At 35.9% G+C, this 23,856-nt stretch carries 33 protein-coding genes; 32 read left to right on the top strand and 1 reads right to left on the bottom strand.

Annotation, left to right across the window (positions count from 1 at the left end):
* Positions 1–83: 83 nt before the first annotated feature.
* The 30 genes from VQL36_RS19300 to VQL36_RS19155 all read left to right on the top strand — a co-directional run bounded on the left by VQL36_RS19300 (position 84) and on the right by VQL36_RS19155 (position 22,489).
* Entirely contained in the window at positions 84–698 is a 615-nt protein-coding gene (locus VQL36_RS19300) for a phage scaffolding protein (RefSeq protein ID WP_349250863.1), read from the top strand.
* A 15-nt stretch (positions 699–713) separates the two neighbouring features.
* Positions 714–1,034: a hypothetical protein gene (locus tag VQL36_RS19295; protein WP_349250862.1), complete on the top strand. Its 321-nt coding sequence runs from the start codon at positions 714–716 to the stop codon at positions 1,032–1,034.
* A 14-nt stretch (positions 1,035–1,048) separates the two neighbouring features.
* A complete protein-coding gene (locus VQL36_RS19290; RefSeq protein WP_349250861.1) occupies positions 1,049–2,068 on the top strand; it encodes a major capsid protein in 1,020 nt (339 codons plus the stop codon).
* Between the two features lie 13 nt (positions 2,069–2,081).
* Positions 2,082–2,354: a hypothetical protein gene (locus tag VQL36_RS19285; RefSeq protein ID WP_349250860.1), complete on the top strand. Its 273-nt coding sequence runs from the start codon at positions 2,082–2,084 to the stop codon at positions 2,352–2,354.
* Entirely contained in the window at positions 2,344–2,691 is a 348-nt protein-coding gene (locus VQL36_RS19280; RefSeq protein WP_349250859.1) for a DNA-packaging protein, read from the top strand. Before VQL36_RS19285 ends, VQL36_RS19280 begins: the two co-directional genes overlap by 11 nt.
* 3 nt (positions 2,692–2,694) lie before the next feature.
* Positions 2,695–3,024, top strand: coding sequence for an ABC transporter ATP-binding protein (locus VQL36_RS19275; protein WP_349250858.1), 330 nt, complete (start codon positions 2,695–2,697; stop codon positions 3,022–3,024).
* A complete protein-coding gene (locus VQL36_RS19270; protein ID WP_349250857.1) occupies positions 3,017–3,460 on the top strand; it encodes an HK97 gp10 family phage protein in 444 nt (147 codons plus the stop codon). The genes VQL36_RS19275 and VQL36_RS19270 overlap by 8 nt, the downstream gene beginning before the upstream one ends.
* Positions 3,457–3,870 carry a DUF6838 family protein gene (locus VQL36_RS19265; protein ID WP_349250856.1) on the top strand — a complete coding sequence of 138 codons (414 nt, stop codon included), beginning with the start codon at positions 3,457–3,459 and terminating at the stop codon, positions 3,868–3,870. Before VQL36_RS19270 ends, VQL36_RS19265 begins: the two co-directional genes overlap by 4 nt.
* The gene (locus VQL36_RS19260; RefSeq protein ID WP_349250855.1) at positions 3,863–4,030 is read left to right on the top strand and encodes a hypothetical protein; all 168 of its coding nucleotides are present in this window, start codon (positions 3,863–3,865) and stop codon (positions 4,028–4,030) included. The genes VQL36_RS19265 and VQL36_RS19260 overlap by 8 nt, the downstream gene beginning before the upstream one ends.
* Entirely contained in the window at positions 4,030–5,343 is a 1,314-nt protein-coding gene (locus VQL36_RS19255) for a phage tail sheath family protein (RefSeq protein WP_349250854.1), read from the top strand. Before VQL36_RS19260 ends, VQL36_RS19255 begins: the two co-directional genes overlap by 1 nt.
* Position 5,344: 1 nt before the next feature.
* Positions 5,345–5,809, top strand: a complete 465-nt coding sequence (locus VQL36_RS19250) for a phage tail tube protein (RefSeq protein WP_349250853.1) — start codon at positions 5,345–5,347, stop codon at positions 5,807–5,809.
* Positions 5,810–5,820: 11 nt separating this feature from the next.
* Positions 5,821–6,243 carry a phage tail assembly chaperone gene (locus VQL36_RS19245; protein WP_349250852.1) on the top strand — a complete coding sequence of 141 codons (423 nt, stop codon included), beginning with the start codon at positions 5,821–5,823 and terminating at the stop codon, positions 6,241–6,243.
* A 50-nt stretch (positions 6,244–6,293) separates the two neighbouring features.
* Complete coding sequence (locus VQL36_RS19240; RefSeq protein ID WP_349250851.1) at positions 6,294–6,416, top strand: hypothetical protein; 123 nt, start codon at positions 6,294–6,296, stop codon at positions 6,414–6,416.
* Between the two features lie 86 nt (positions 6,417–6,502).
* A complete protein-coding gene (locus VQL36_RS19235) occupies positions 6,503–7,318 on the top strand; it encodes a stalk domain-containing protein (RefSeq protein WP_349250850.1) in 816 nt (271 codons plus the stop codon).
* 40 nt (positions 7,319–7,358) lie between these two features.
* Positions 7,359–9,491 carry a tape measure protein gene (locus tag VQL36_RS19230; RefSeq protein ID WP_349250849.1) on the top strand — a complete coding sequence of 711 codons (2,133 nt, stop codon included), beginning with the start codon at positions 7,359–7,361 and terminating at the stop codon, positions 9,489–9,491.
* Positions 9,484–10,161: a LysM peptidoglycan-binding domain-containing protein gene (locus VQL36_RS19225; protein ID WP_349250848.1), complete on the top strand. Its 678-nt coding sequence runs from the start codon at positions 9,484–9,486 to the stop codon at positions 10,159–10,161. Before VQL36_RS19230 ends, VQL36_RS19225 begins: the two co-directional genes overlap by 8 nt.
* A gap of 2 nt (positions 10,162–10,163) precedes the next feature.
* Positions 10,164–11,135, top strand: coding sequence for a hypothetical protein (locus VQL36_RS19220; RefSeq protein WP_349250847.1), 972 nt, complete (start codon positions 10,164–10,166; stop codon positions 11,133–11,135).
* On the top strand, positions 11,132–11,455 hold the full coding sequence (locus VQL36_RS19215) for a DUF2577 domain-containing protein (RefSeq protein WP_349250846.1): 324 nt from the start codon (positions 11,132–11,134) through the stop codon (positions 11,453–11,455). The genes VQL36_RS19220 and VQL36_RS19215 overlap by 4 nt, the downstream gene beginning before the upstream one ends.
* Positions 11,452–11,841 (top strand): DUF2634 domain-containing protein, encoded by a 390-nt coding sequence (locus VQL36_RS19210; RefSeq protein ID WP_349250845.1) that lies wholly within the window; start codon positions 11,452–11,454, stop codon positions 11,839–11,841. The genes VQL36_RS19215 and VQL36_RS19210 overlap by 4 nt, the downstream gene beginning before the upstream one ends.
* Positions 11,834–12,874, top strand: coding sequence for a baseplate J/gp47 family protein (locus VQL36_RS19205; RefSeq protein ID WP_349250844.1), 1,041 nt, complete (start codon positions 11,834–11,836; stop codon positions 12,872–12,874). The genes VQL36_RS19210 and VQL36_RS19205 overlap by 8 nt, the downstream gene beginning before the upstream one ends.
* Positions 12,864–13,625 carry a putative phage tail protein gene (locus VQL36_RS19200; RefSeq protein ID WP_349250843.1) on the top strand — a complete coding sequence of 254 codons (762 nt, stop codon included), beginning with the start codon at positions 12,864–12,866 and terminating at the stop codon, positions 13,623–13,625. The genes VQL36_RS19205 and VQL36_RS19200 overlap by 11 nt, the downstream gene beginning before the upstream one ends.
* Position 13,626: 1 nt before the next feature.
* Positions 13,627–14,007, top strand: coding sequence for a phage tail protein (locus tag VQL36_RS19195; protein WP_349250842.1), 381 nt, complete (start codon positions 13,627–13,629; stop codon positions 14,005–14,007).
* An 11-nt stretch (positions 14,008–14,018) separates the two neighbouring features.
* A complete protein-coding gene (locus VQL36_RS19190; RefSeq protein WP_349250841.1) occupies positions 14,019–18,665 on the top strand; it encodes a hypothetical protein in 4,647 nt (1,548 codons plus the stop codon).
* A 12-nt stretch (positions 18,666–18,677) separates the two neighbouring features.
* On the top strand, positions 18,678–19,721 hold the full coding sequence (locus VQL36_RS19185) for a fibronectin type III domain-containing protein (RefSeq protein ID WP_349250840.1): 1,044 nt from the start codon (positions 18,678–18,680) through the stop codon (positions 19,719–19,721).
* Positions 19,722–19,732: 11 nt separating this feature from the next.
* Positions 19,733–20,662: a hypothetical protein gene (locus VQL36_RS19180; protein WP_349250839.1), complete on the top strand. Its 930-nt coding sequence runs from the start codon at positions 19,733–19,735 to the stop codon at positions 20,660–20,662.
* Positions 20,662–20,796, top strand: coding sequence for an XkdX family protein (locus VQL36_RS19175; protein WP_349249426.1), 135 nt, complete (start codon positions 20,662–20,664; stop codon positions 20,794–20,796). Before VQL36_RS19180 ends, VQL36_RS19175 begins: the two co-directional genes overlap by 1 nt.
* A 262-nt stretch (positions 20,797–21,058) precedes the next feature.
* Entirely contained in the window at positions 21,059–21,280 is a 222-nt protein-coding gene (locus tag VQL36_RS19170) for a hypothetical protein (RefSeq protein WP_349250838.1), read from the top strand.
* 95 nt (positions 21,281–21,375) lie between these two features.
* Positions 21,376–21,585 carry a BhlA/UviB family holin-like peptide gene (locus VQL36_RS19165; RefSeq protein ID WP_349250837.1) on the top strand — a complete coding sequence of 70 codons (210 nt, stop codon included), beginning with the start codon at positions 21,376–21,378 and terminating at the stop codon, positions 21,583–21,585.
* Positions 21,586–22,299: an N-acetylmuramoyl-L-alanine amidase gene (locus VQL36_RS19160; RefSeq protein WP_349250836.1), complete on the top strand. Its 714-nt coding sequence runs from the start codon at positions 21,586–21,588 to the stop codon at positions 22,297–22,299.
* Position 22,300: 1 nt separating this feature from the next.
* Positions 22,301–22,489 (top strand): hypothetical protein, encoded by a 189-nt coding sequence (locus VQL36_RS19155; protein WP_349250835.1) that lies wholly within the window; start codon positions 22,301–22,303, stop codon positions 22,487–22,489.
* A 74-nt stretch (positions 22,490–22,563) separates the two neighbouring features.
* Here the strand turns inward: VQL36_RS19155 and VQL36_RS19150 are convergent, their stop codons facing one another.
* Positions 22,564–22,704 carry a hypothetical protein gene (locus tag VQL36_RS19150; protein ID WP_349250834.1) on the bottom strand — a complete coding sequence of 47 codons (141 nt, stop codon included), beginning with the start codon at positions 22,702–22,704 and terminating at the stop codon, positions 22,564–22,566.
* A 564-nt stretch (positions 22,705–23,268) separates the two neighbouring features.
* Here VQL36_RS19150 and VQL36_RS19145 point away from each other — a divergent pair.
* Together VQL36_RS19145 and VQL36_RS19140 are read left to right on the top strand one after the other, a co-directional pair.
* Positions 23,269–23,610, top strand: a complete 342-nt coding sequence (locus VQL36_RS19145) for a YolD-like family protein (protein WP_349250833.1) — start codon at positions 23,269–23,271, stop codon at positions 23,608–23,610.
* On the top strand, positions 23,610–23,843 hold the full coding sequence (locus tag VQL36_RS19140; protein WP_349250832.1) for a hypothetical protein: 234 nt from the start codon (positions 23,610–23,612) through the stop codon (positions 23,841–23,843). Before VQL36_RS19145 ends, VQL36_RS19140 begins: the two co-directional genes overlap by 1 nt.
* The last annotated feature ends 13 nt before the right edge of the window (positions 23,844–23,856 follow it).

Raw genomic sequence — 23,856 nt, 5'->3', positions numbered from 1 at the left:
GTTTTGGTATTGTTAGGCGTAAAACAACAAGACATCACTGGCCGAGACCAGGATAAAAAACGAAGATGAAAGGACGATTTGTAATGGATTGGCTAAAGAATTTATTGAAGGGTATGAACCTTTCAGAAGAGCAAATTAAATCAATTGTTGAGAGGGTGGAAGGGAACTATAAAGATCATATTCCTAAGCATAGGTTTGATGAGGTAAACACAGCTAAGAAACAACTAGAAACAGACATCAAAGATCGAGATAAACAGCTTACAGAGCTTAAGAAGAATGCAGGGGATAAGGAAACTTTAACGAACCAAATTGAACAGCTTCAAAAAGAGAATAAGAAGAAGGATCAGGAGTACAAGGATCAATTGAAAGATATGTCCGTAACTACAGCAATTAAATTAGCGGTCAATGGAAAGGTCCATGATCCGGATCTCATAACATCTTTACTGGACAAATCAAAAATAGAAATCAATGAGGATGGCAGTGTAAAAACTGGACTCGATGATCAGATCAAAGCGTTGCAAGAGAGCAAGGCTTTTTTATTTGTTCAAGAGGAAGGTAACGAGAATAAGTTTAAGGGTGCTACTCCACCTGAAGGTAAGGACAAAGATAAAAACGATCCAAATACTAGTGTTGGTGCTAGTTTTGCAAAAACAGCAAATGATTCAGGAAAAGAACAAGAAAATAATTTTTGGGACTAAGAAAGGAGCTTTTTTATGTACGTAAAACCAAGAACAGAAGTTGAACAAATTAACTTTTTAGCCAGTCAAAAGTATACAAGTTTCACATATCAAATTTCAGACGTGGGTGTGACTCCGAATGAAGAAGGTAAAAAAATTGTACCTGCTGGCACGATATACCCAAGCAATGACGCTAATGCTATTGGGATTCTCTTCAATGATACTGATGTGACAGAAGGACCACAACCCGGGGCTTTGTTAGTGGAAGCATGGCTTTTAGAAGATCGTTTACCTACAGCACCAACTGCTGAAGCAAAAACAGCAATGAATAAAATTTCATTTAAGAAGTTTGTATAAGGAGTGATTAATAAATGGCAACTATACTAGAACTATTTAATCAAATAGAAGTTTTAAACTATCAAAAAAATAGACAATACCCAGCATACATGGGTGAAACACTTTTCCCAGAAGTAAAACGAGGTTCCCTTGAGTTTGACATGATCCAAGGAGCAAAGAAAATACCTGTTATTGCAAGTGTTCATGAGTTTGACACTGAAGCAGAGATTGGAAGTCGCGAGGCTGGGAAGCAAGCATTAGAACTAACGCTGATCAAACGTAAGATGGGATTAAATGAAAAGAATATCATTGCCCTTGAAAACCCACGAAATTCAACTGAGCAGCAATATTTAATGAAGGATGTGTTTAATGATATTGATGTCCTTGTTCAAGGTGTAAAAGCTAGAATCGAAGCTATGAGAATGGAAGTCGTTGCAAACGGCAAAATCACGTTAAATGAAAACAACCTGAGTGCTGTAATTGATTATGGAGTGCCTGATGATCACAAAGAGGCACTTAGTGGAACAAGCTTATGGACAGACGAAAATTCTGATCCGATTGGGGATATGGAACGTTTTGCAGATGCTTTGGATATGAGACCTACAAGAGCCTTAACAACAAGAGCGATTTTAAATGCTTTACTTAAACACCCGAAAATCATCGGAGCGTTGTTTGGGAAGGATTCAATGCGCATACCTACCCGCCAGGATTTGAATGCATTCTTAACTCAACATGAACTGCCTACGATTGCAACCAATGACAATGTGTACAGAAGACAACTCAAAGGAGGAAGCTATCAAAAAGAGCGTTATTTCCCTCAAGATAAATTTGTCATGCTACCTGATGGAGCTTTAGGAGAAACGATTTATGGACCAACTGCCGAGGAAATCCGATTGACACGTAATCCAAACATTAAGGCAAATATGATTGGGAACGTGTTAGCGATGGTGTATGAAGAAGGTACGGACCCAGTGAGTACTTGGACAAAAGCAGTAGCAACAGCACTACCAAGTTTCCCAACCGCTGATGAAGTATTCCAAGCAAAGGTAATATAGGGGAGGGTTTACTATGAAAGTGCAAACTAAAAGAATTCCAATCACTCATAATGGAAAAACATATAAAGTAAATGTACCATTTGAAGTTAGTGAAAGTGATTATGAAAAAATAAAGGGTTTGGTTGAGGTTATAGAGGAAGATCAAAAAACGATTAATGAAATGTTGTTAGATGAACTCATAGAATATGCAGCCAAAAACAACATCGACTTAGGAGAAGCTACTCTAAAAGATGATATTAAAGCCGTAATCAAGTCTCACCTTGAAGGTGTAGGAAATGGCAATTGAACGTTCTGATATTTTAGAACTTGTTAAGTCAAGACTTCAAATTCTAGAAACTAATCATGATGAATTGATTTTGTCTTATGTCGAAGAAATTGAGTTGAGAATGCTTCACTATTGTAATCTCACAGCCATCCCTGATGGACTTAAATTTACTTGGGTAAAAATGACGATCGATGCACTCCATTTAAACAAAGTAGCTATTCCAGAGATTGAAGCTTTAGAAGAATTTGAAACCAAAATCGGTGATACAACTGTAAAATCAGTTGGAGTTAAAGGAGTTGATACGGTGGTTAAAAACTACCGAATTGATCTAAACCGCTACCGAAAGTTGAGGTGGTAAAACGTGTACTCAAAACACCGTAAAGCACTAGAAAAATTGTACGAGGATAGAGCAACGATTCAAAGATATTTAGAAGATGAAGAACCTGATAATATTTACAAAAATGAACCATGCAAACTCTCTAAATTATCTTTAGGGCGAAACGACCAAACCGAAGTACAAAATAATATTCAGTATCAAATGAAGCTTTTTATCTCTCCTGATTTAGAAATACTTCACGGGGATGAAATTATAGTGACTCGTTATGGCAGAACTCTAAACTATACAGCTGGAGAACCGTTTATATATTCCTCACATCAAGAGGTTAGCTTGGAGAGGAAAGGTTATGCCTAGATGGGGAAGCTTTGACTTTGGTGATTTTGAGAAGATGGCCAAGAATTTCAAAAAGGCGAAAGATCAAAGGATCGTTGAAAGATTTATCCGAGAGTTTTTACTCGAAATGGCTTATCGATCAGAAAGAAAGTTCAAAAGGCGTACACCTGTAGATTCTGGTGAGCTTAGACGGAATTGGAAGGTGGGTAAAGTAGAACGTAGAGCAAAATCTTATGTTGTAGAAATTTATAATAATACCGAATATGCTTCTTTTGTAGAGTACGGTCATAGAACAGGACAAGACCTCACCAAATGGGTAGAAGGTCGTTTTATGATGACTATTTCCATGAAGGAAATTGAGAAGGAGCTCCCTAAATACCTTAAAAAAAGACAAGACGATCTATTGAACCAAATTATGAATGGTCGCCCTAGAAAGAAAGGGGATGACAAGAAGTGAACATAAATACAGTCAGAGATGGCGTGATTTCTAAAATTAAATTTGTTTTCCCTGGTGTTAAAGTAACAGGTGAAAAAATAAGGCAAGGTCTTAAAGTGCCTCAGTTCTTTGTAAAAATCCTCTTATCTGAACAGGAACGAGAATTAAACAGAAGATACAAGCGGATGCATACCTTTGATATTCATTACTTTGCTACGTCCAATGAGGATGCACATAAAGTAGCTGAGAAGCTTTACTCTGAAATGGAATATATAGAAGTATCACAAGGGAAGATTCGAGGTAGAAAGATGCGGCACGAAGTGTTTGATAATGTGCTGCATTTTTTTGTTGATTATGATTTTCATGTGCTTAGAGAAATAGAATCTGTTCCTAAAATGCAAAGAATGGAGGAAGATATTCAACATGGCTAAGAAAAAACAGGAAGCTATGTATATAAAAAAGCAAATCCTAGCATCTAAACAATTCAAGGATAAAGATATATTAAATGCTCTACTTAAAGAGGATCAATCGTATTCAATCAAAGAAGTCAAAAAGATATTAGATGATTTTTATAAGAAGGAGGTTAACTAATGGCCGGAGGTACTTTTACTACTCAAAATAAAACCCGTCCAGGAGTTTACATTAACTTTGTTGATGGGGGCTCAACATTAGGAAGTGCTGGGAATAGAGGGGTTGTTACCGTAGCTTTATCTCTCAGTTGGGGAGAGTCACAAAAGATACTACCCATATATGCAGGAGAAAATGTATTTGACAAACTTGGATATGACATTACAGATGAAAAGCTTTTGTTAGTAAAAGAAGCATTGAAAAGGGCGCAAACTTTACTCCTATACCGATTAAATGAAGGAACAAAAGCAACCGTAACCGTTGGAAGTTTAACTGCGACAGCAAAATATGGCGGAGAAAGAGGAAATGATCTTACACTCGTGATACAAACCAATATCGATGACAGTGCTAAATTTGATGTGATGACACTGCTTGATGGTGGAGAGGTAGATACACAAACCGTTGCTAACATCGAAGAATTACAAAATAATGTATGGGTTGATTTTATCGGCAGTGGAGCTTTAACCATCACTGCGGGAGCTACACTTACAGGTGGAGAAGACGGATCAGTGACGAATGGGAATTACTCTGATTATTTAAATGCAGTTGAAGTGCAAGATTTTAATACTATTGCACTAGCTTCTAAAGATGCCACACTAAAATCGGTTTTCGCTGCTTTTATAAGGCGATTACGTGATGAAGGTCGAAAGACGCAGCTTGTTGTAGAAAACTATCCTATTGCTGATCATGAGGGTGTCATCAGTGTTAAGAATGGCGTTATCCTTGCTGAAGGAACCGTGTTGGATTCGAGTGAATCTACCGTTTGGGTAGCCGCAGCAACCGCAGGCGCTCAAATCAATCAGTCGCTAACCTATGAAGCTTATGATGATGCCATAGATGTAGATACCCGTTACACAAATGCACAAATTGAAGAGGCTTTAAAGTCCGGGGAGTTTGTTTTTGTTCCAAGTCAAAGTCGTGCAGTGGTTGAGCAGGACATAAATACATTTACAAGCTATACACCTGAGAAGGGGAAAAAATTCTCTAAAAATAGGGTGATCCGAGTACTTGACGGAATAGCCAATGATTTTAAACGAATTTTTGAACTCTACTATATCGGGAAAGTAGATAATAATGATGATGGTCGCGGCTTATTTAAGAAAGAATGTATTAAGTATTTAGATAGTCTGCAAAACATTAATGCTATCCAAAATTTTAATGCTCAACAAGATATTGAGGTAGAGCAGGGATCAGATGGTGATAGTGTGTATGTTGATGCCAGTGTACAACCCGTAGATTCGATAGAAAAAATCTACATGAAAGTGAAGGTGAGATAATATGGGTTTTCTAAATTCAAATGACGCTATATCTGGTCAAGAAGGTCGGGCTTATGCCACAATTAATGGACAAAATGAGGAGATGTTTTATGTTAAATCCCTTGAAGCTACAGCAGAAAAGAACAAGGCAGAAATTAAAACATTAGGTCGTAGAGGTACACAACATAAAGCGACCGGTTGGAGTGGAGCGGGCAGTATGACGATTTTCTATGTGACAACCTTATTTCGTCAGCTGATGTATAAGTATATCAAAGAAGGTAAGGATACCTACTTTGATATTGTGGTGATTAATCAAGATCCATCTTCTAGTATTGGAAAACAAACCGTTACCTTAAAAGGGGTTAATTTAGATAGTGTTGTCATGGCTTCATTAGATACTGACAGTGAATTTTTAGAAGAAGAAGTTTCATTTACGTTTGAAGATGTTGAAATCGACGATTCATTTATAAAACCAACACTAGGATAGGAGGAATATGGATGAGTGATTTAAGTTTATTTTTTGCAGAGAATGTTAGTTCAGAATTGATTGAAGAGGTTATCATTTCAAATAGATTCAAAGGCAGTAATGGCGAACCTATGGCATGGAAAATAAAAAGCATGACCGAAGAAGAAAATGAGCAATGTAGAAAGGCAGCGACTAGAAAGGTGAAAGCGAAGAATGGTGTTTATATTCCTGAAACAAACCAAGATGAATATGCTGCAAAACTAGCCGTTTTAAGCATACAGTATCCTAATCTAAAAGATGCTGAATTGCAAAAATCTTACGGTGTGATGGGTGCCGAGGTCCTATTACGTAAAATGCTGTTACCAGGAGAGTACTCTACCCTCATCCAAAATGTCATGAGTATAAATGGCTTTAATAAAGACATAGGGGAATTGATTGATGAAGTAAAAAACTAATTAAGGGCGGCGATGGTGAATTTAATTACGCTAACTACGCCCTTTATGAATTGAACATCTTACCACATGAGCTTGCAAAGATGTCTATAAGAGAAAAAGCTGCTATTTACGCCATGATCGATATTCGGATTGAGAAAGAAAAACAACTTCAAAAGAAACCAAAGAAAAAATAGATCGTATACCCTCTTATATGGTAAAACCATCCAACGAATGATAGAATGATAGTCAGCATAGAGGAATCAATTTAGGAGGGATACGATTGAAGAAAAGTATAATTGGTCTTACGGTAGGATTACTCATTGGTCTTTCATTTTCAGTAACTAGTCCAGCTTTTTCAGCAGTAAAAGAGTATATTTTAACTGAATTTACACAACCTGTATTAGTTGATGGTGTGCAGTATGTAGATCAAGGAAATCCAATCATGAATTATAACGGACGTACCTATATACCACTTTCCAAAATTGGAGATATCGCTGGATTAGACTATAGGTGGAATAATGAACTAAAACAAGTAGAGATATCAACGAATAATACAGTGGATATCAGTGATGAGAACATCGTTTTAGAAAAGGACCTCGCTGATCCTGATAAAGAACGTCTCCTTCCTCCAAATTTAACACCTGAATTGATTGTGATTGAACAAGAGAAGGTATCAGGTTTTGTCATCTTAGAAAGTTATCAGGATTATCCAGGGGAAAAGGTAGCGTATCAAAAGTATGATGATTTTTCAGATGATTTTGAATATTTTGTGGATGAGGATGATGTTAATCTTATACGTGCAAAAGATAAAGGAATTGAATTACCACCTAAATTAACAGACGGGTGGGTTTCTAGGGATTTGCTTTTTAATATTTTTGCAATTAGAGAAAATATAGTTGATACAGACATATATCTTCAAACACTCTCCTTGCCATCAGAAATATTACTTGAATTGAATCTAAACGAAGATTGGTTTGAAAAAACTGGTAAGGATACAATAAACAACATTAGAATAAAAAGATATAATTATAAAGGTCTATTCTATAACTATTACAACATACAGGACCTCATAGAAGCAGAAGTAATAACACAATAAAACGTATTAAATTCAAGCATCCATTTTGGGTGCTTTTTCTATGCCCGAAAGGGGGGTGAATAAACTGAATGTACAATCAAGTTTACAACTATTTGACTCTATATCTCGACCATTACAAAAAATAACTCAAGCCTTAAACATTACTACCTCAGCTATGGAGGAACTAAATAACACATCAAGCCAAACAAATACAGTAGGTAGGAGTTTTGAGGCGGCAAGACAACAAATTCGATCTGCTGAAATAGACATCAGAAATGCGATTAATCAATCCACAACTTCACAGAACAGATTTAATCGATCAGTTAGAGCGGGGAAAAGTGAAGTAAACAACTTGATGAATACCATAAAAGGGATGGCTGCTGCATATTTAACTTTTCAAGGAACGCGATCCGCAATGAATATTAGCGATGATTATATAAATAGTCTTGCGAGATTAGACATGATCAATGATGGTAGTCAAACAACAGGAGAACTCCAGGACAAGATTTTTGTCGCGGCTAATAATTCTAGAGGGAACTATACGGATTTCGCAACAGCGGCTGGAAAAATGGGTATGCTTGCATCTGAGTCTTTTAGAAATAACGATGAGTTAATCGGCTTTACTGAACTTATGCAAAAGAGCTTTAAGGTTGGCGGTGCATCTACTCAAGAACAACAAGCAGGGATGTATCAGCTCACACAAGCCATGGCTGCAGGCAAGCTTCAGGGTGATGAATTTAGATCTATTATGGAAAATGCTCCAATGTTAGCACAGGCGATTGCAGATTTCAGTGGGAAATCGAAAGGTGAGCTGAAGGATATGTCAGCAGAGGGAACCATTACAGCTGATATCATCAAAGGTGCAATGTTCCATGCTGCAGATGAAATCAATGAAAAGTTCACAACAATGCCCAAGACATTCGGTACAGTGTGGACGCAAATCAAAAACAAAGCAATCAAGAGTTTTTCACCTGTAATACAAACAGTGAATAACTTTATCAATAGTGATGTTGGTACATCCGCTATAAATTCCGTATCCAGCTCAATGGCCGTTCTCGCAGGTGTACTTGGGATTGTAGTTGATATGGTTATTGCTGTGTCAACATTTATAAAAAACAAATGGTCCATTATTGAACCTATAGTATGGGGGGTTGTTGCTGTAGTAGGTACCTATACCGCTGCCCTTGTTGCAAATAATATAGTTCAGGGGATAAGTACAGGGATTCAAACCATTCAAGCACTGGCAATAGCAGCAAAAACAAGGGCAACGATTGCCGATATTGCAGCTACAAGAGGTTTAACGGTTGCACAATGGGGTTTAAATGTGGCTATGTTAGCCAACCCTATTGGACTTGTGGTACTATCCATAGTCGCAATCATTGCGGCAATATATGGAGCTATCGCAATCATCAACAAGTTTGCAGGTACAAGTATTTCAGCAACAGGAGTTATCATTGGTTCATTTGCAACGATGGGTGCTTATATATGGAATTTACTTTTAGCTATATTTGAACATATTCTTGGTGTAATCAATGCTTTAGTGAATCCATTTATAAGAATTGCAAACTTCATAGGTAATGTGTTTACAAGCCCAGTTTCATCCATTATTTATTTATTCCAAAGCATGGCTGATAGTGTGCTTGCTACCCTTCAAAAAATTGCATCTGCTATGGATTTTGTTTTCGGTTCAAATATGGCGGATTCAGTAGCAAGCTGGCGTTCAGGGCTAAAAAATATGGCTGATGCAGCAGTTCAAAAATATGCACCAGATGAAAACTACAAAAAGATAATGAATGAGCTCAATCTAAACGTTAATGATTTAGGATTGAAACGTATGAATTATAACGATGCATATAGTGCTGGTTATAACGCTATCAAAAATCTAAAAGGAAAATTTAGCTTACCTGATATTAAAGACTTTAGTGTAGATATGGATAAACTCAACATCGGGAGAGTGGATGAGGTAGGTAAAATTAAGGATACGGTTGATATATCAAGTGAAGATTTAAAAATGATGCGTGATTTAGCAGAAATGAGAAACATTCAAAATTTTGTAACCCTAACTCCAGTAGTTCAAGTACAGACAGGCGATATAACTGAGAAGGTGGATGTTGAAGAAGTAGTAAGGGAAATTGAACGATCAATGAAAGAGGAGATCAGAGCTTCAGCTGAGGGGGTCTATGGGCATGAGTGAAGATTATGAAATCAAAATGAGTTATAACAATGATGCAGAAAAGTTTATTCTACCTATCAATCCAGAGAAAATAGAAATTAAAGAGAATGGAAAAAGCAATACTTTTGACATTATTGGTGGAAGTGAAATCAACGCTATTCAAAGTCCAAAATTAATTGAAATTAGTTTTGAAAGTATATTCCCTTATACATGGTTACCATATGTGACAGTAAGTAAAATAGATTTGTTTAAACCAGAAGAATATGTAGATCGTTTACGTAAATGGAAAAACTCAAAACATCCTTTTCGATTTTCTTTAACTGGTCCTTCTTCTAACTTCTTTCTACCTATGACCATTGAAAAGTTTGAATGGAAAGAAGTCGCTGGTACATTGGGGGATATCCACTATCGCATTGTATTAAAAGAATATATTTTCTATGCAGCTAAAAAAATTGAAGTTGTGCAACAGGACGGACAAACGGTGCTCATTAAACAACCTGCTCAACGACCTGACTACCGGATCCGACCTAAAACGTATACACTCCAACTTGGGGATAACCTGTGGAAAGTGGCCAAAAAGATTTTGGGGGACGGTTCAAGATCTAGAGAAATCCAAGAATTGAATGGAGTTAGTACAGCAGATTTAAAAAGACTACCCGTAGGTATGGTTATAAAGATACCGGAGGATTAGACATGGATATAGAAGTTATAATTGATAATCGAGATGGGAACGTGTGGGATATATCAGAACTCGTTTCGAATATGAAATGGAAAACAAAACGAATAGGGAGTGCAGGAAAATTAGAGTTCACTCTCTTAAATAACGGTATTTATCAAAGTAAGAGTTTTAAAACTGATTCTGGTGACATCGTTGAAGTTCGTGCTGAAGGGAAGAAAATATTTAAAGGGTATATCTTTAAAACAGACAGAAACAAAGATAGAGAGTTGAAAGTCTTAGCCTACGACCAGATTCGATACCTAATGATGAATGATACGTATGTATTTTCAAATGTTACAGCAACTCAAATTATTCAACAAATTGCATCTGATTTTCAACTTCAAGTAGGGGAACTTGAGGATACTGAACATAAGGTTAAGTTAGTGGAAGATAATCAAAAGCTTCTAGATATTATTAATAAAGCCTTGGATTTTACTCTAATTGCTACCGGCAAAAACTTTGTACTATATGATGATGTCGATCAACTGACTTTAAAAAATATTGAAAGTTTAGCCGTGGATATTTCCTTGGGCAATGATAGCTTGATGTATGATTACAAACACTCCATATCCATAGAAGACTCTTACAATCAAATTAAAGTTGTGCAGGATAATAAAGAAACTGGACGACGCGACGTTTACATTATTAAAGATAGTGAAACGATCTCAGAGTGGGGTTTGCTTCAGTTTTATAAAAAAGTTGAAAATATGAATCCAGCTCAAATTGAAGCTTTGACAGAACAGCTAGCAGAACTGAAGAATCGTGAACAGAAGAAATTAAAAGTAGAGGCGATGGGAGATCTCAAAATTCGCGCTGGATCTTATGTACCAATTTTTATCGAAGAATTAGGAATCGGTCAAAACTTCCTTATAGATGAATGTACTCATCAATTTGAGGGTAATGTCCATACAATGAAACTAGAACTGAAGGTGATTGAAGTGGGATGATAGATTTAATTAAACAAGCAAGTTTAGGGGCAGTAAATGCGAGTGGTCCAACGAAAATATTATACGGAACCGTAGCAAAAATTAATCCTCTTGAAATAAACGTTGATCAGCGTTTCAAACTTCCAGAGGATTTTTTAGTGGTTCCTGAAAGCGTGACAGAAATTGTAGTTGACTTGAAGCACTCACATGTTGGCACTGAAGAAAGTTTAAATGAACCTATAGTGATAAGAAAAGGGTTAGAAGTAGGGGATAAAGTCCTACTTTTACGGATTCAAGGAGGACAACAATACATTGTTTTAGATAGGGTGGTGAGCTCATGATTCCTCAAGGAGGGCAGATTCAAAATGATTCAATCTCTGTACAGCAACAACCAAGTCGGACTTATCGATTAAATCATAACACAATGAAGATATCAGGCACGGTTGATGGATTAGAGGCAGTTAAACAAGCTGTATTTAAAATTCTACAAACCGAACGATTTGAACATCTTATTTACGGTTTTGATTATGGTCGTGAGTTTTCAAATTTAAGTTCAATGGCACAGGCTGAGATTCAAAATCGAATGGAAGAAGCACTGAAACAGGATGATCGAATTACAGGGATTAAAAATGTTCAGTTTGACTTTAACGGTGATGAAATGGTTGTTCAGTTTACGGTGATTTCACAATTTGGAGATTTTAATGAAGAGGTGAATCTGAGTGTATGAGGATCAAACCTATGATTATATTTTAAAACGAATGCTGGAAAGTGTTCCTGATAATGTTGATAAACGAGAAGGGAGCATTATTTATGATGCCCTTGCTCCCTCGGCTATTGAACTTGCACAAATGTATGAAGAGTTAGACAGTGTATTAAAATTAGGATTCGCAGGCACTTCTACCGGAGAGTTTTTAGCATTAAGAGCCAAAGAAATGGGGGTCATTCGCAGGGAGCCTACAAAAGCCAAACGTAAAGGATTATTTTACGGGGAAAATGACCAACCCATAGATGTAGTGATGGGGAGTCGGTTTTCAATATCTAATGTACATTACGTTGTAATAGAGAAACAAGAAGTCGGGGAGTTCATTTTAGAGTGTGAAATCTCTGGGGAGATAGGAAATCAATCTTTTGGAACTTTACTGCCGATGGATTATATTGAGGGTTTAGTTCGTGCCGAACTCTCGGATGTTTTAGTACCTGGAACAGATGAAGAAGATGATGAATCTTTAACAAAAAGATACCAAGATAAGGTATCTAAACCTCGTACTAGTGGAAATGTAAATGACTATTACGAATGGGCTACTTCTGTAAAAGGGGTGGGGGATGCTAGGATCATTTCTCTTTGGAACGGGAGGGGAACAGTGAAAATCATCATCGTGGATTCAACTTATTCCCCTGCATCAGATGAGTTAGTATCCAATGTTCAAGAGTACTTGGAGTCCATTATCCCCATAGGACATACAATCACCGTAGAGAGTGCTGAAACCGTGCCGATTAACGTATCCGCAACGCTCACTCTTCAAGACGGTAGCGATGTAGGAAGTGTAAAGAGCATAACAGAAGAATCCATAAGTACCTATTTACGATCTATTTCATTTAGAGAGAATTTAGTTCGGATCAGTAAGGTTGGGGCGATTCTCCTAACCACTGAATATGTGGTTGACCATGAAAACCTAACGATTAATTCAAGCACACAAAACATTCAATTAAGTGATACGCAAATTCCCGTATTAGGGACGGTGACGATCAATGAAATCTGACAATTTAAAATCTTATTTACCCTTATTTTATGAGGGTTATGCTGAAATGCAAACCTTGCTTGAGGCTGAGGGCATTGAGTTTGATCAATTGACCCAAAACAGTAAAGAAGTATTAGACCAATTATTTATATTTACTGCAACATGGGGAATTGAATTGTGGGAAAAATCTTTTTTCATTACTCCCAATCTTTCTGATTCATTAGATATAAGACGTTCAAGAATTCTTTCTAAAATGTCAGGACTAGGAACGTTTAATAAAGAGGATGCACTAGAATTAGCGAATAAATACAGCTTGGATCGATCAGCGGAATTTATCCCCATACTCGGTGAGTATGCTTTTAAAACGAGACATAACATTGATAGCTTAGTAGATTATGATACCCTTCGCTCTACATTTGAGGAGATGAAACCTGCACACCTGGAACACATTTTGGGACTGTTAATCATCATCTCAATGGAACTTAATCACGAGACAAAGATGAGAATCTATACCCATTTAATTACCGACTTTGAACTTAATTATACAAAACAAGACTCCATACATTTTAAAGCAGGATTAATTGGACCAGGTAATTATCCATTTACACCGGACTCAAATGGAATATATACGGATGGTTCTTGGGGTATGGACGGCAACACATTTATGAAAGGAGAGAACCCAGAAAGAATGAGACAGTATGTTGAACAGACTGAATCACTTACCATCAGAACTTATAAAAATAACAACCTTATTAAAGAAGAGGTGATATAAATTGGCGAGTGTAAAAACGAATAAAGGGAGAGAAAAGCTTGCTAAGGCACACGCAGGGATAGCCTCATTGCCTAAAGTATCTACAATTGTATTTGGCAGCGGAGGCACAGAAGGGAACGGAACACCGAGAATGTTAACGGGAAATGAAACAGCATTATTTAATCAAGTGATATCAAAGACTGCCATGCAAGTTTTTCCTGATCCGTACACCTCCAGATATTCTGCAACCATTAATGCAGATATAGATAACCTAATCGGAACAAACATCAATGAAGCAGGATTGATTGATTCAGACGGTGATTTAGTAGCCATGAAAACCTTCACCAATAAAGGATTGGATACTGGAACAGTGATTGAATTTGATTATGACGCAGAGTTTTAGGAGGTGGAAAGATGCCGATTCAACCAGAAACGTTAGTTGAGATCAATGGTACTAAAAAAGTCGGAGTTAACAAGAGTGTAAAAGGCTTTACAGAAAGTACAAGAAGCTACCCAGAAAACTTTAATCAGGTATTTCAAACATTGATTGATAATGATGTATCTCTTGAAGATGCTCAAGTAGGTTTGATACGTAATACCATACACAGTGGATTTCTAAATTGCTCTGATCTTGATTTATCAGAACCTAACAAAATCACATTACTAAAAGAAGAAAAAGCCAACATTAATGGATATATATTAACTATTCCAGAAGGTACAGTCATTGAACTACCAGGAGCAACAACAGAGGGAAAACGTGAGGACTTAGTATTCCTAGAAGCTTGGTTCCCTATAGAGGGTAATGGGTATGAAATGAGTTGGAGGATTAGAAGTGTTGCAGGAGTAGATTTTGAAACTTATTCTGAAGGAATTTTTGATCATAATATCCTTAATTATTCAGAAAAAAATGAGTTAGTTAAACCACAAGGAGGAAACTCTGAACCCACCAGTTTAAGCAATGCCATGTTTATGTTTTTTGGTGAAAGTGTATATAATAACCCAAATGCTACTACACATCATGATTCAGAGTATTTTTTACATTTCAACGATCTAGGAATGTTTATTGCTGGTAATGGTTCTGATACTTCAAAAGACACCTTACTTACAGCAGACGGATACGTCTATGCTATCCCTATGTTTCGTATATCAAGACGTAATTCATCAGAATACAGTCCTGAGAATGTGAATGGTGCAAGGGAGTATATAAAGGGAGAAATTTATTTTACTGATGGAGGAAGAACTGTAGAAGGACAAGAGATAACTGTTTATACATGTTTAGAACTGCGAAATGCTATGCATGTTGGTGACATTATATCTTTATCGGGGACTGACAGAGCTAAGGTTGTTTCCATCAATGACGATGAAACTGTAACATATCTAGGATTAATTAACGGTGGAGGTTCATCATCAGAACATTACATTAAATCAGACGTTCCCAATGGTTTATTCTCTAATCTAATAGATCAACGTGACATCATCGACCTAAGACACAAAGTCAGCTTAACAGGCGTAGATTACAATAAACTCATGAACGAAGAATTTAACCGACTGCTTGCAAGCGAAAACGGAAATGTAACCATGCATAAAGAGTATTTTGGTTTGAAGAAAGCACCGAGTTATGTTGAGGTTCAGCAGGATAGTTACCCTTATGTGGTGGGGAATATATGGGATGGTAGTTTCGAATATGGATATGTTAATCATGATACAACAAATACAAGTTTAACTTCCGCAGGCAACATTAACTACATTACAACATCTATATTTAGAGTTACACCCAATACCAAATATACATTAAGTTTAAATACTAACAGGCGTGAATGGGTATTTTTTGATTCTGAATTAAACTTTATATCTCATATACCAGATCATAATATAACTACACCAAGTAATGCTATGTACGCAAGAGTATATTTTCATAATGATACTGTAGATGGGGGCAATACAAAACCATCTATTTTTATTGGAGACATAACGGACGAAACACTAGGAACATTACTTATACCACGTGGCAAATGGTACGTTCCTGCGGACTATGTAAATCAACAAACCAATACAAGATTCGATTTAACCGAACAAAAACGCATCCTATCAGATGCACAAACAAGTCAAAAAGTGTCCGATAAAATAGAAGTACTATCTAACGACCACTTAAAACATATTGAAGTCACACAAGCTACAGTAGGTGTTTGGTCAACAGGGGATACGATTAAAATCACATGCAAAAATGGATTGTTTGGAATAATCGACACCGTAGATAATTCTTTAGCAAAAGTAGTTAGAGGGGATGTTAACAGTACTGTTTTATATCTGGATGATGTCAGTGAATTTTCAGTAGGAGATAGTTTTTTGATCGTTAAACCAAGTGGAGATATTTGGTCAGGCACAACAAGATATATAACTGCCATAAATTCAACTGAAAAAACAATACAATTTGAAGCAGTTCTTGGTGCAGATGTAGATGAAAATTCAGTAATTACAAAAAGTATTGTTAAGGCAGATGGAATTGTTGGTAAATGGGATGGTGTTTTAACAAACGAATCAACTTATACAATAATTACACCTCCAAATGATAATAAAGAAACACTTACTATTGAATATAGTGTTAACTATGCAGGTGGAAATGGAATTGAACATGTACCTAAGGATGTTTTAGAAGGTGAAGTGAATAAGCAAAAATTGGTTAAAAGTGATGATGGAATTGTTATTATTAAGGCTAATTTTGAGGGGAAAGTAAAAACAAATACAGACTTGAATTCTCATATAAGTAGATTTAGCGAGACAAATTCAACACTTATTTCACCATATGACAGCATCACAGAAATTGCGAACTCTGCCTATTCAAATTTAGAGAAACTAGACGGTAAGGTAGTTAATGGTGTATCAACATCTACTAATGGAGAAATTCCACAACAACTATTCTCCTTTAACATCATCCGAGCAATTCAAGATAAACTAGGCGAGGGTTTTTTTGAAGGTTGTGTGACAATTGAGGATAAGGTGCAGAGGGCGAAAGATATATTAGGAAAATATAAATTTATTTGGCATGGTTATGGAGAAAATCCCAATGGCAATGCTTCATTTTTGGATGTTTGGTATGAAGAATATTCCCAATGGTACTCTCAAAGATTTGGAAATCCACCTACAGAACATAATTATAATTCTATCAAGGACTTGTTTATAAGTGGTGAATCCTTATCTAATAAAATCGACTCAAACGGTTTCGTTCACTTCCTAGCACACACAGACCCAAGTGACGGAGTAACCCCAAGCACCATCTATACAGATTATGTAGAGTTAGAAATACAAATCGATGTATCTGAAACAAGATACGATGTGTTAGTACCTAAAAATGAGTTTCCAGTGATGACTGAGAATTTACTAACACAGAATCAAGCGTTTCCTATTGATACCAAAGACCTGAGTATAAATTCAAATTCATCAACAATAGAAATAGGTGGAATAATTAAATTGAGCAATTTGAATGTAGATGACTATGTTTACCCAAGTACAAACACATGTGATTTACTCGAAGGTGAACCATTTACGGTAAGTGTCGAGTTAAGAGGAAATGGAACGATAAGTATTTATACATTTAATAAGCAAGGAAATACTATAAAAAAATCTGTCCAACTTAATGAGAATGATTTTACACCTTTCTTTATGAGTGATTTTTCTAATGGTAGCTTAGAAACTATAGTTGTTCGAAAATACGAAACAGATACAGCGACTTATGTTGAAGCTAGAAATTTTAAACTAGAAAAAGGCATCAACGAAAACCCAACATGGAGCGAAGGACGAAAATCTAAAACCACGTTAAACTATTTGGGGAAAGTCGTAGGGGATGATGTAAGTGTACCGAATAGGACTTTGTTAGGTAGTACTCTAACTGATGATATACTCACTAGAACACCGTACAGCTTTAATGATGAGAGTACTCAGATAGGATACAATGATCTGTCAAAACAAGACGGTATACTGGCAACTAATATTACTAGCCAGTTAGGTAAACACAGATGTAGATTATTCGAATTCGACCTATCCCATTTGGGTTTATCCTTATCCGAGCTAAAAGACAAACTTCGTAAACTTTCCGTTTCATGGACTGGTTATGGTCAAGGTCACGATGGGAATGAATTGGCTTATGGAGCAAGAATGACTGTATGGAATGAAGAAAGTAAAATATGGGTAAATGGGTGGTCAAATACAGATGATGTACCTACGACTATTTCAGTTAGTCCAGATCCTTTTTTACCGTATATCACCAACAACCAAAAAGTATACATCCTAGTCCACAGCACACATCCAGCATCGGCAGAAAATAATAGTATTGTATACACCGACTATATCAAGCTAGATGTAGAACTAAGTGAAGAAGTAGACTATGTAAAATCCAACATCGTTAAAGTACGTAAAGAAACTAAAGAAATAAAACTTGAATATAACCCTAAATCATACCGCACAGGAATAACGGACAATGTAGCTCTTTGGTATGATCATGTGCCTGTTCCTCAGAAACTAGAATCGACTAAAAATGTAACGGTATTAGCTGAACGAGATGAAATATTAGTTTCAGACTTGTCTAGTGCTGCAGGAGATAAACAAGGTATACACCACTGGATGAATCCACTTTACAGGGTTGGAAATGACTCATTAAACGTGTTTGGTGAGTTTGGTTTTGCAAATATCCCATTAGCAGCAGACAGTAAGAATGTAAACATAGGTAAAGAAATACAAGTCAATGGATCAGGATTTAGAGACTACTTTATCACTCAATATGGAATATCCACTTTACAAAAACCGATGGTTGGAATTATCGGTCATTTAGTCATGCATGAAAATGAGTTAAAACTACTTGTGGTTAGTTTCTACAATGAAACTGGATTAATAGATACTTCTCAAAATGGGGTAGGGTTATTGCTACCGATTAAAGGTAAACCGTTAGTCAAACTACCTGAAGGTGAGAGAAATCCAGCTATTAAACCAACTGCATGGAGAACGCAAACAGGAGAAATACAGGGGTACTTAGATCAAGATGGAGAGTTGATATTGACGTATCAATAGGGGGTGGATGATATGGCTATATTCTCAGGGAATTTTCTCAACTTTAGTAGCGAAAAGGAAACGTTAAACACATCGACACGACCAGATTCATCCTATGTGAATATTGATCTATACGATAGTAATTACGCAAGAATTACACTAGATTATGGAATAGATCAATCTGTTTATAAAAAAATCACATCATATCATTTTACTCCACCTTATACAGCAGATGATCACGTTGACGAAATTGACATTTATGCTTATGACAAAGATGGAGTAAGAACTACAATTTTATCAAGCAATACCGACTATACAAGTGAAAGGAATTATAGTGGTGGCATAAATGATTTACCTGAAAATTGCGTTCGAATCACATGTATGGTCATACTCGAAGATCCAGGGAGTACGTATAATTTTTCTAGCACTTTCAGAGGGGATTGGCAGGCAGAAGTAGAAGAAAAGGACCTTGAGTCTCCAAGCAGACCAAAAAACTTAACTATTGTAGGGTTTTCAGAAAATACACTAAATTTGATTTGGAGTCCATCCACAGATAATGTGGGTGTTGTAGGGTATAAGGTTTATCTAGATGATGTGTTGATCACAACAGTTATAGAAACAAATTATACCTTTACTGGATTAGAGGGAGGTACTTTGTATTCACTCTCTGTTATTGCTATAGACGCAGCAGGAAATGAGAGTGCCAAGAATAGCATTCAAGCAAGAACGTTTTTTAAACATTCAAACTTGATATTGCCTAATGAAAATCCATTTATGAAAGAGGTTTTTAATTACATTCGTGATATGGTTAATGAGTTTAGGAACAGAAATGGTCTTGATCCAATTAACTGGACTGACTCAACGATTATTAAAGGGGTAACACCGATCAAGGCTACTCATTGGAATGAGATAGAAGATGCTATCTTAGATGTTTATACTCAGTTAAATATTGAAATGAAAAATCCAGAAGCAAAGCAACAGTTTGAAGAAACGATATTATCTAAAAACCAACTTTATCCATTAAATCTATTACCAAGAAGAATAGAGAACATTATTAAAGGACTAGAAAACAGTTAGGAGGGATGTAAATGGCTAATGTCATTATAAACCGTGTCACTAATCAGGTTACTGATATTGACCGTCAACCTTTACCATTAGAAATTGTGATTGAGGATGTGGATTTAGAAGGATTAACCAAGCAGGTACCAGACATCATACAACGTCATAAAGTGGATCTAGACGGAAATCTTTTATATTTGCTTCCACAGGAACCTTTGGAAGTATCTGAGCAGGTCCCTAAAACGATAGAAACAACAGAAATAACAGAAAATCCAGTGATGGTAAATACACCAACTCAAATTCCCATTTTCAATGAAGATGGCACACAAAAGAAGTATGAACGTACCGTGAGAGGGGAAACAACAGAGGTTACAGATGAACCAGTGATAGAAAAGGTTTGGGATGAAGAAAATGAGGTTTATAGCGATGTTCACAAAGTAGATGAAGATGGGAACCTCTTATATTGGGGGCAAGTAGGAACAGGTCAGATGATTAACTGTACCACGGTGGAATTAACCCTAAATCAAAAAGAAGATCCAGAGAGCAATCTATTATATTACAAGGAAGTAACCGAACCTCTTATCACCTATGAAGATCAGGAGCCACTAGAAGTCATAAAAGAGGATGAACGATGGACAGAAGAACTTGCGCCTGCTTTAGAAGATGTTGAACAGATTAAAACGGTGAAGTTTGAGGACCAACCTTCTATATTTACTTATGATGACATTATCAATGCACCAAAGACTCCACTTACAGCAGAGCAAGAGATTGAATTGTTGAAATCTGAAAATGCCACACTTATCCTTGATTCATTACAAAAAGAGAGTCAAATAGAATCTTTAGAGAGTGAGAATGCTACACAATTTCTTAATTCACTTGAAAAAGAAACCCAAATCGAAGAACTAGAAACAGAAATAGCAGGGCTTACATTATCGTTAGTAGAGAGAGGTGTGATTTAATGGATTGGTTTAAGATCGTTCAAAGATATTATCCAAAGTATTATAGTAAAGAAAATGTAAAAGTATTTGTTGAAAGAACAAAGATCACAGAAGAACAATATGAACAAATCGTAGGTGAACCGTACACAGTATAGGTTCTATTTTTATGTATGGACTTGGGTTGGAACACATTTTCAAACAAGCAAGTCATTTGTCTATACCAAATGAAGGGTATGAACATAGTATATATGGCAGAACTATTACCACTCATAGAATCCTTCTACGGAAACCTCACTATTTATATAGTGGGGTTTTAATCTATGAAAAATGTGCGCTTGTATCAGAACATCAACCCAAGCAGTTTAGATTTTCCTTTCATAGTATATATTACATTATATATAGAAAGGAGGAATTCGAATGAGTGATTATGGAAGACGTTCTGGTAGTGGAGCTGCAATTGTATTAGTACTATTCATTCTTTTAGTTATTATTTTAATTGCTGCAAGTGGACGTTCGAGTAGTTGGAATGGTGTCGGTTCAGGAACTGGTGCTGGTGCTCCTCTAGGTTTTGCTTTTCAACGATTAGGAGCTGGACCTCTAACTGGTGAGGGAGTCCTTGGGTCCCAAACATTATTATAATCTAAGTATTTATCAACTATGAATAGATAAATTTATATATCAAAACCCTGCCTATTTAATGCAGGGTTCTTTCATGTTAAGGAGGGTGGATAAGATTGGAATTAAATATCATTCAATATTTTTTAACTCAGGGACCTTTTGCGGTCCTTTTTGTATGGTTACTTATAAAAGTGATGAAAAACAACAACAACCGAGAAAATAGACTCCATAACACCCTAGATGAATTAAGCAAAAGGTTCGGTTCTTTGGATAAAAAACTTAATAGAATTGAAAACAAAATTGATGATAGAAAGGATGGAGGGTAAATGATTGTTAATAACTATCTAACCCCTAACCCTTTTTCGAGACCTGGTACAAAACTCAAAAAGATCAAAGGGGTTGTGATTCATTGGGTTGCGAACAAAAAAAGCACAGCCGAAGCTAACCGCAAATTTTTTGAAAATAGAAAAAACGAGAAAAATGGTTATGGTTCTGCTCATGAAATCATTGACTTAAACGGTGATGTGATTGTTTGCATACCAAAAGATGAAATAGCTTATCATGTGGGATCATCAACTTATACAAAAGAAGCACTAGAGAGACTATCAAACTATCCAAATGATTGTACTTATGGAATAGAGTGTACACATGTTGATTGGGAGGGAAAAATGACTAAGGAAACCTATAATTCCTTAGTCAATCGATGTGTAGAACTTTGTAAGGAGTTTGACCTTAACCCTTTAACTGATTTATGGCTACATAAAGAGGTTGTGGGTTGGAAAGATTGTCATAAATGGTTTGTGAATAATCCTAATGAATGGGATGAATTTATGAAAGAAGTGGACAAGCGAATGAAAAATGAATTGAAAACAGTAAATATTGATCTAGTAAAGGGTGATGAAAAACAAACAGTACAAGGGTTTTTAGTAGACGGTAAAACATACATTGAATTGCGTGAAACAGGAGAGTTTTTGGATGCTCAAGTAGGTTGGGATAACATTGAAAAACGAGCTAGTTTAATTAAGAAAGGGGAAAATTAATATGAATACATTTTTAGAAAGAATTAAACAACCACATATTTTATTTATGATAGCTGCTCTTATATATCAGGGGATAGAATTTTACGGTTATGGGATCGAGCAAGATACATTCCAGATGGCAGTTGATGTAATAACATTTCTATTGTTTGGTGTGACGGTCTATAAGAGTGATAAAAATAAGTTAATATAGTTTTATCTCCCCACTGGCTCATAATGTGAACTGGTGGGGGTATCAAATAAAATTTATATGAAATTAATACAAAATTAAAATACTCCTTGTGGTAAATCTGGAGATAAACCGAATCCGAATTTTCCTACGGAACTTCCATAACTGTGTGGGCGCCCCGCACCTAATAAAATAATAACTAAAAGAATGAAAAGGACCAATACAATTGCAGCTCCCATGTTAATCCCTCCTTTCTATATTTGATGTAATATATACTATGTTGAAAAAAACTTTATTTTCTCAAATCTATAGACTTACTAAAAAGCAAGTTTTAGTAACTACTTTATGCTTCATATTTAACGTTTTATAAGTCAAATAAGATTACTCTAGATCCCTATTCCTGTTGGAGTATTTAGCGTGCTCCAAGAAGCAACTAAAATAATAACTAAAAGAATGAAAAGGACCAATACAATTGCAGCACTCATCCGAATCCCTCCTTTCTATATATAATGTAATATATACTATGAAAGGAAAATCTAAACTGCTTGGGTTAATGCTCTGATACAAGCGCACATTTTTCATAGTTTAAAACCCCACTATATAAATAGTGAGGTTTACATCATATAGAAAGTGGTATTCTGTTTTTTTTGGAATTGTTCTAGTGCTTTTTACACTTAATTCATCATATGTTTTTATGATTGTTTTGATTGGGTGTTTGTTTTGGAAATATTAAATTGTGCTCTTGCGTATCCTCCTGTACCTCTTATATAATTAGAACAAATGTTCTATAAGAGGTGAGAAAAATGAAAGAAAATAAATTAACACCAGGCTCTAATATGCTATGGGAATCAAGCAGAATGATGCTTCCTGAGCATGTTGAACGCATAAATGAATTTCAACACGAATTAACCAGAAAAACTAAACCAAAACTTGCAGAGGAAGAGAGAAACATCATATCAGAGCAGTTATCCCAATCCATGATGGAAGAGGCTGAAATAACAATTGAATTGTTTACTTCATTTGGTAAGAATGAATTTAAAACTGGAACAGTAACTAAATTTGATACCCAATTAAAACAAATTAAACTAGAGTTTGAGAGTGAGTATGAGTGGATTAAGTTTGATGATATAGTGGGGGTTTCGTGATGCTTACCGATCTTGAACGAAAGGTATTACGAATCTTGTATAACTTTTCTCATTCAAAACGCAGAATGCCAACCATTCCTGAACTAGAAATCAAAACAGGTAAAGATGAGAAAACAGTCCGTTCAGTATTAAACGGACTTGTTAGAGGTGGATATATAGAATGTCCTGATGGTAATACTCAAAATATAAAGATTATATATACTAGGGATTATGAATCTCCTTTTAAAAGATAAAACCGCCTATTGA

The organism is Chengkuizengella sp. SCS-71B, assembly GCF_040100845.1.
In the GTDB taxonomy this organism is placed as follows: domain Bacteria; phylum Bacillota; class Bacilli; order Paenibacillales; family KCTC-33759; genus Chengkuizengella.
Note: the sequence above shows the minus strand (reverse complement) of the source record. Positions and strands in the feature narration are given on the sequence as shown.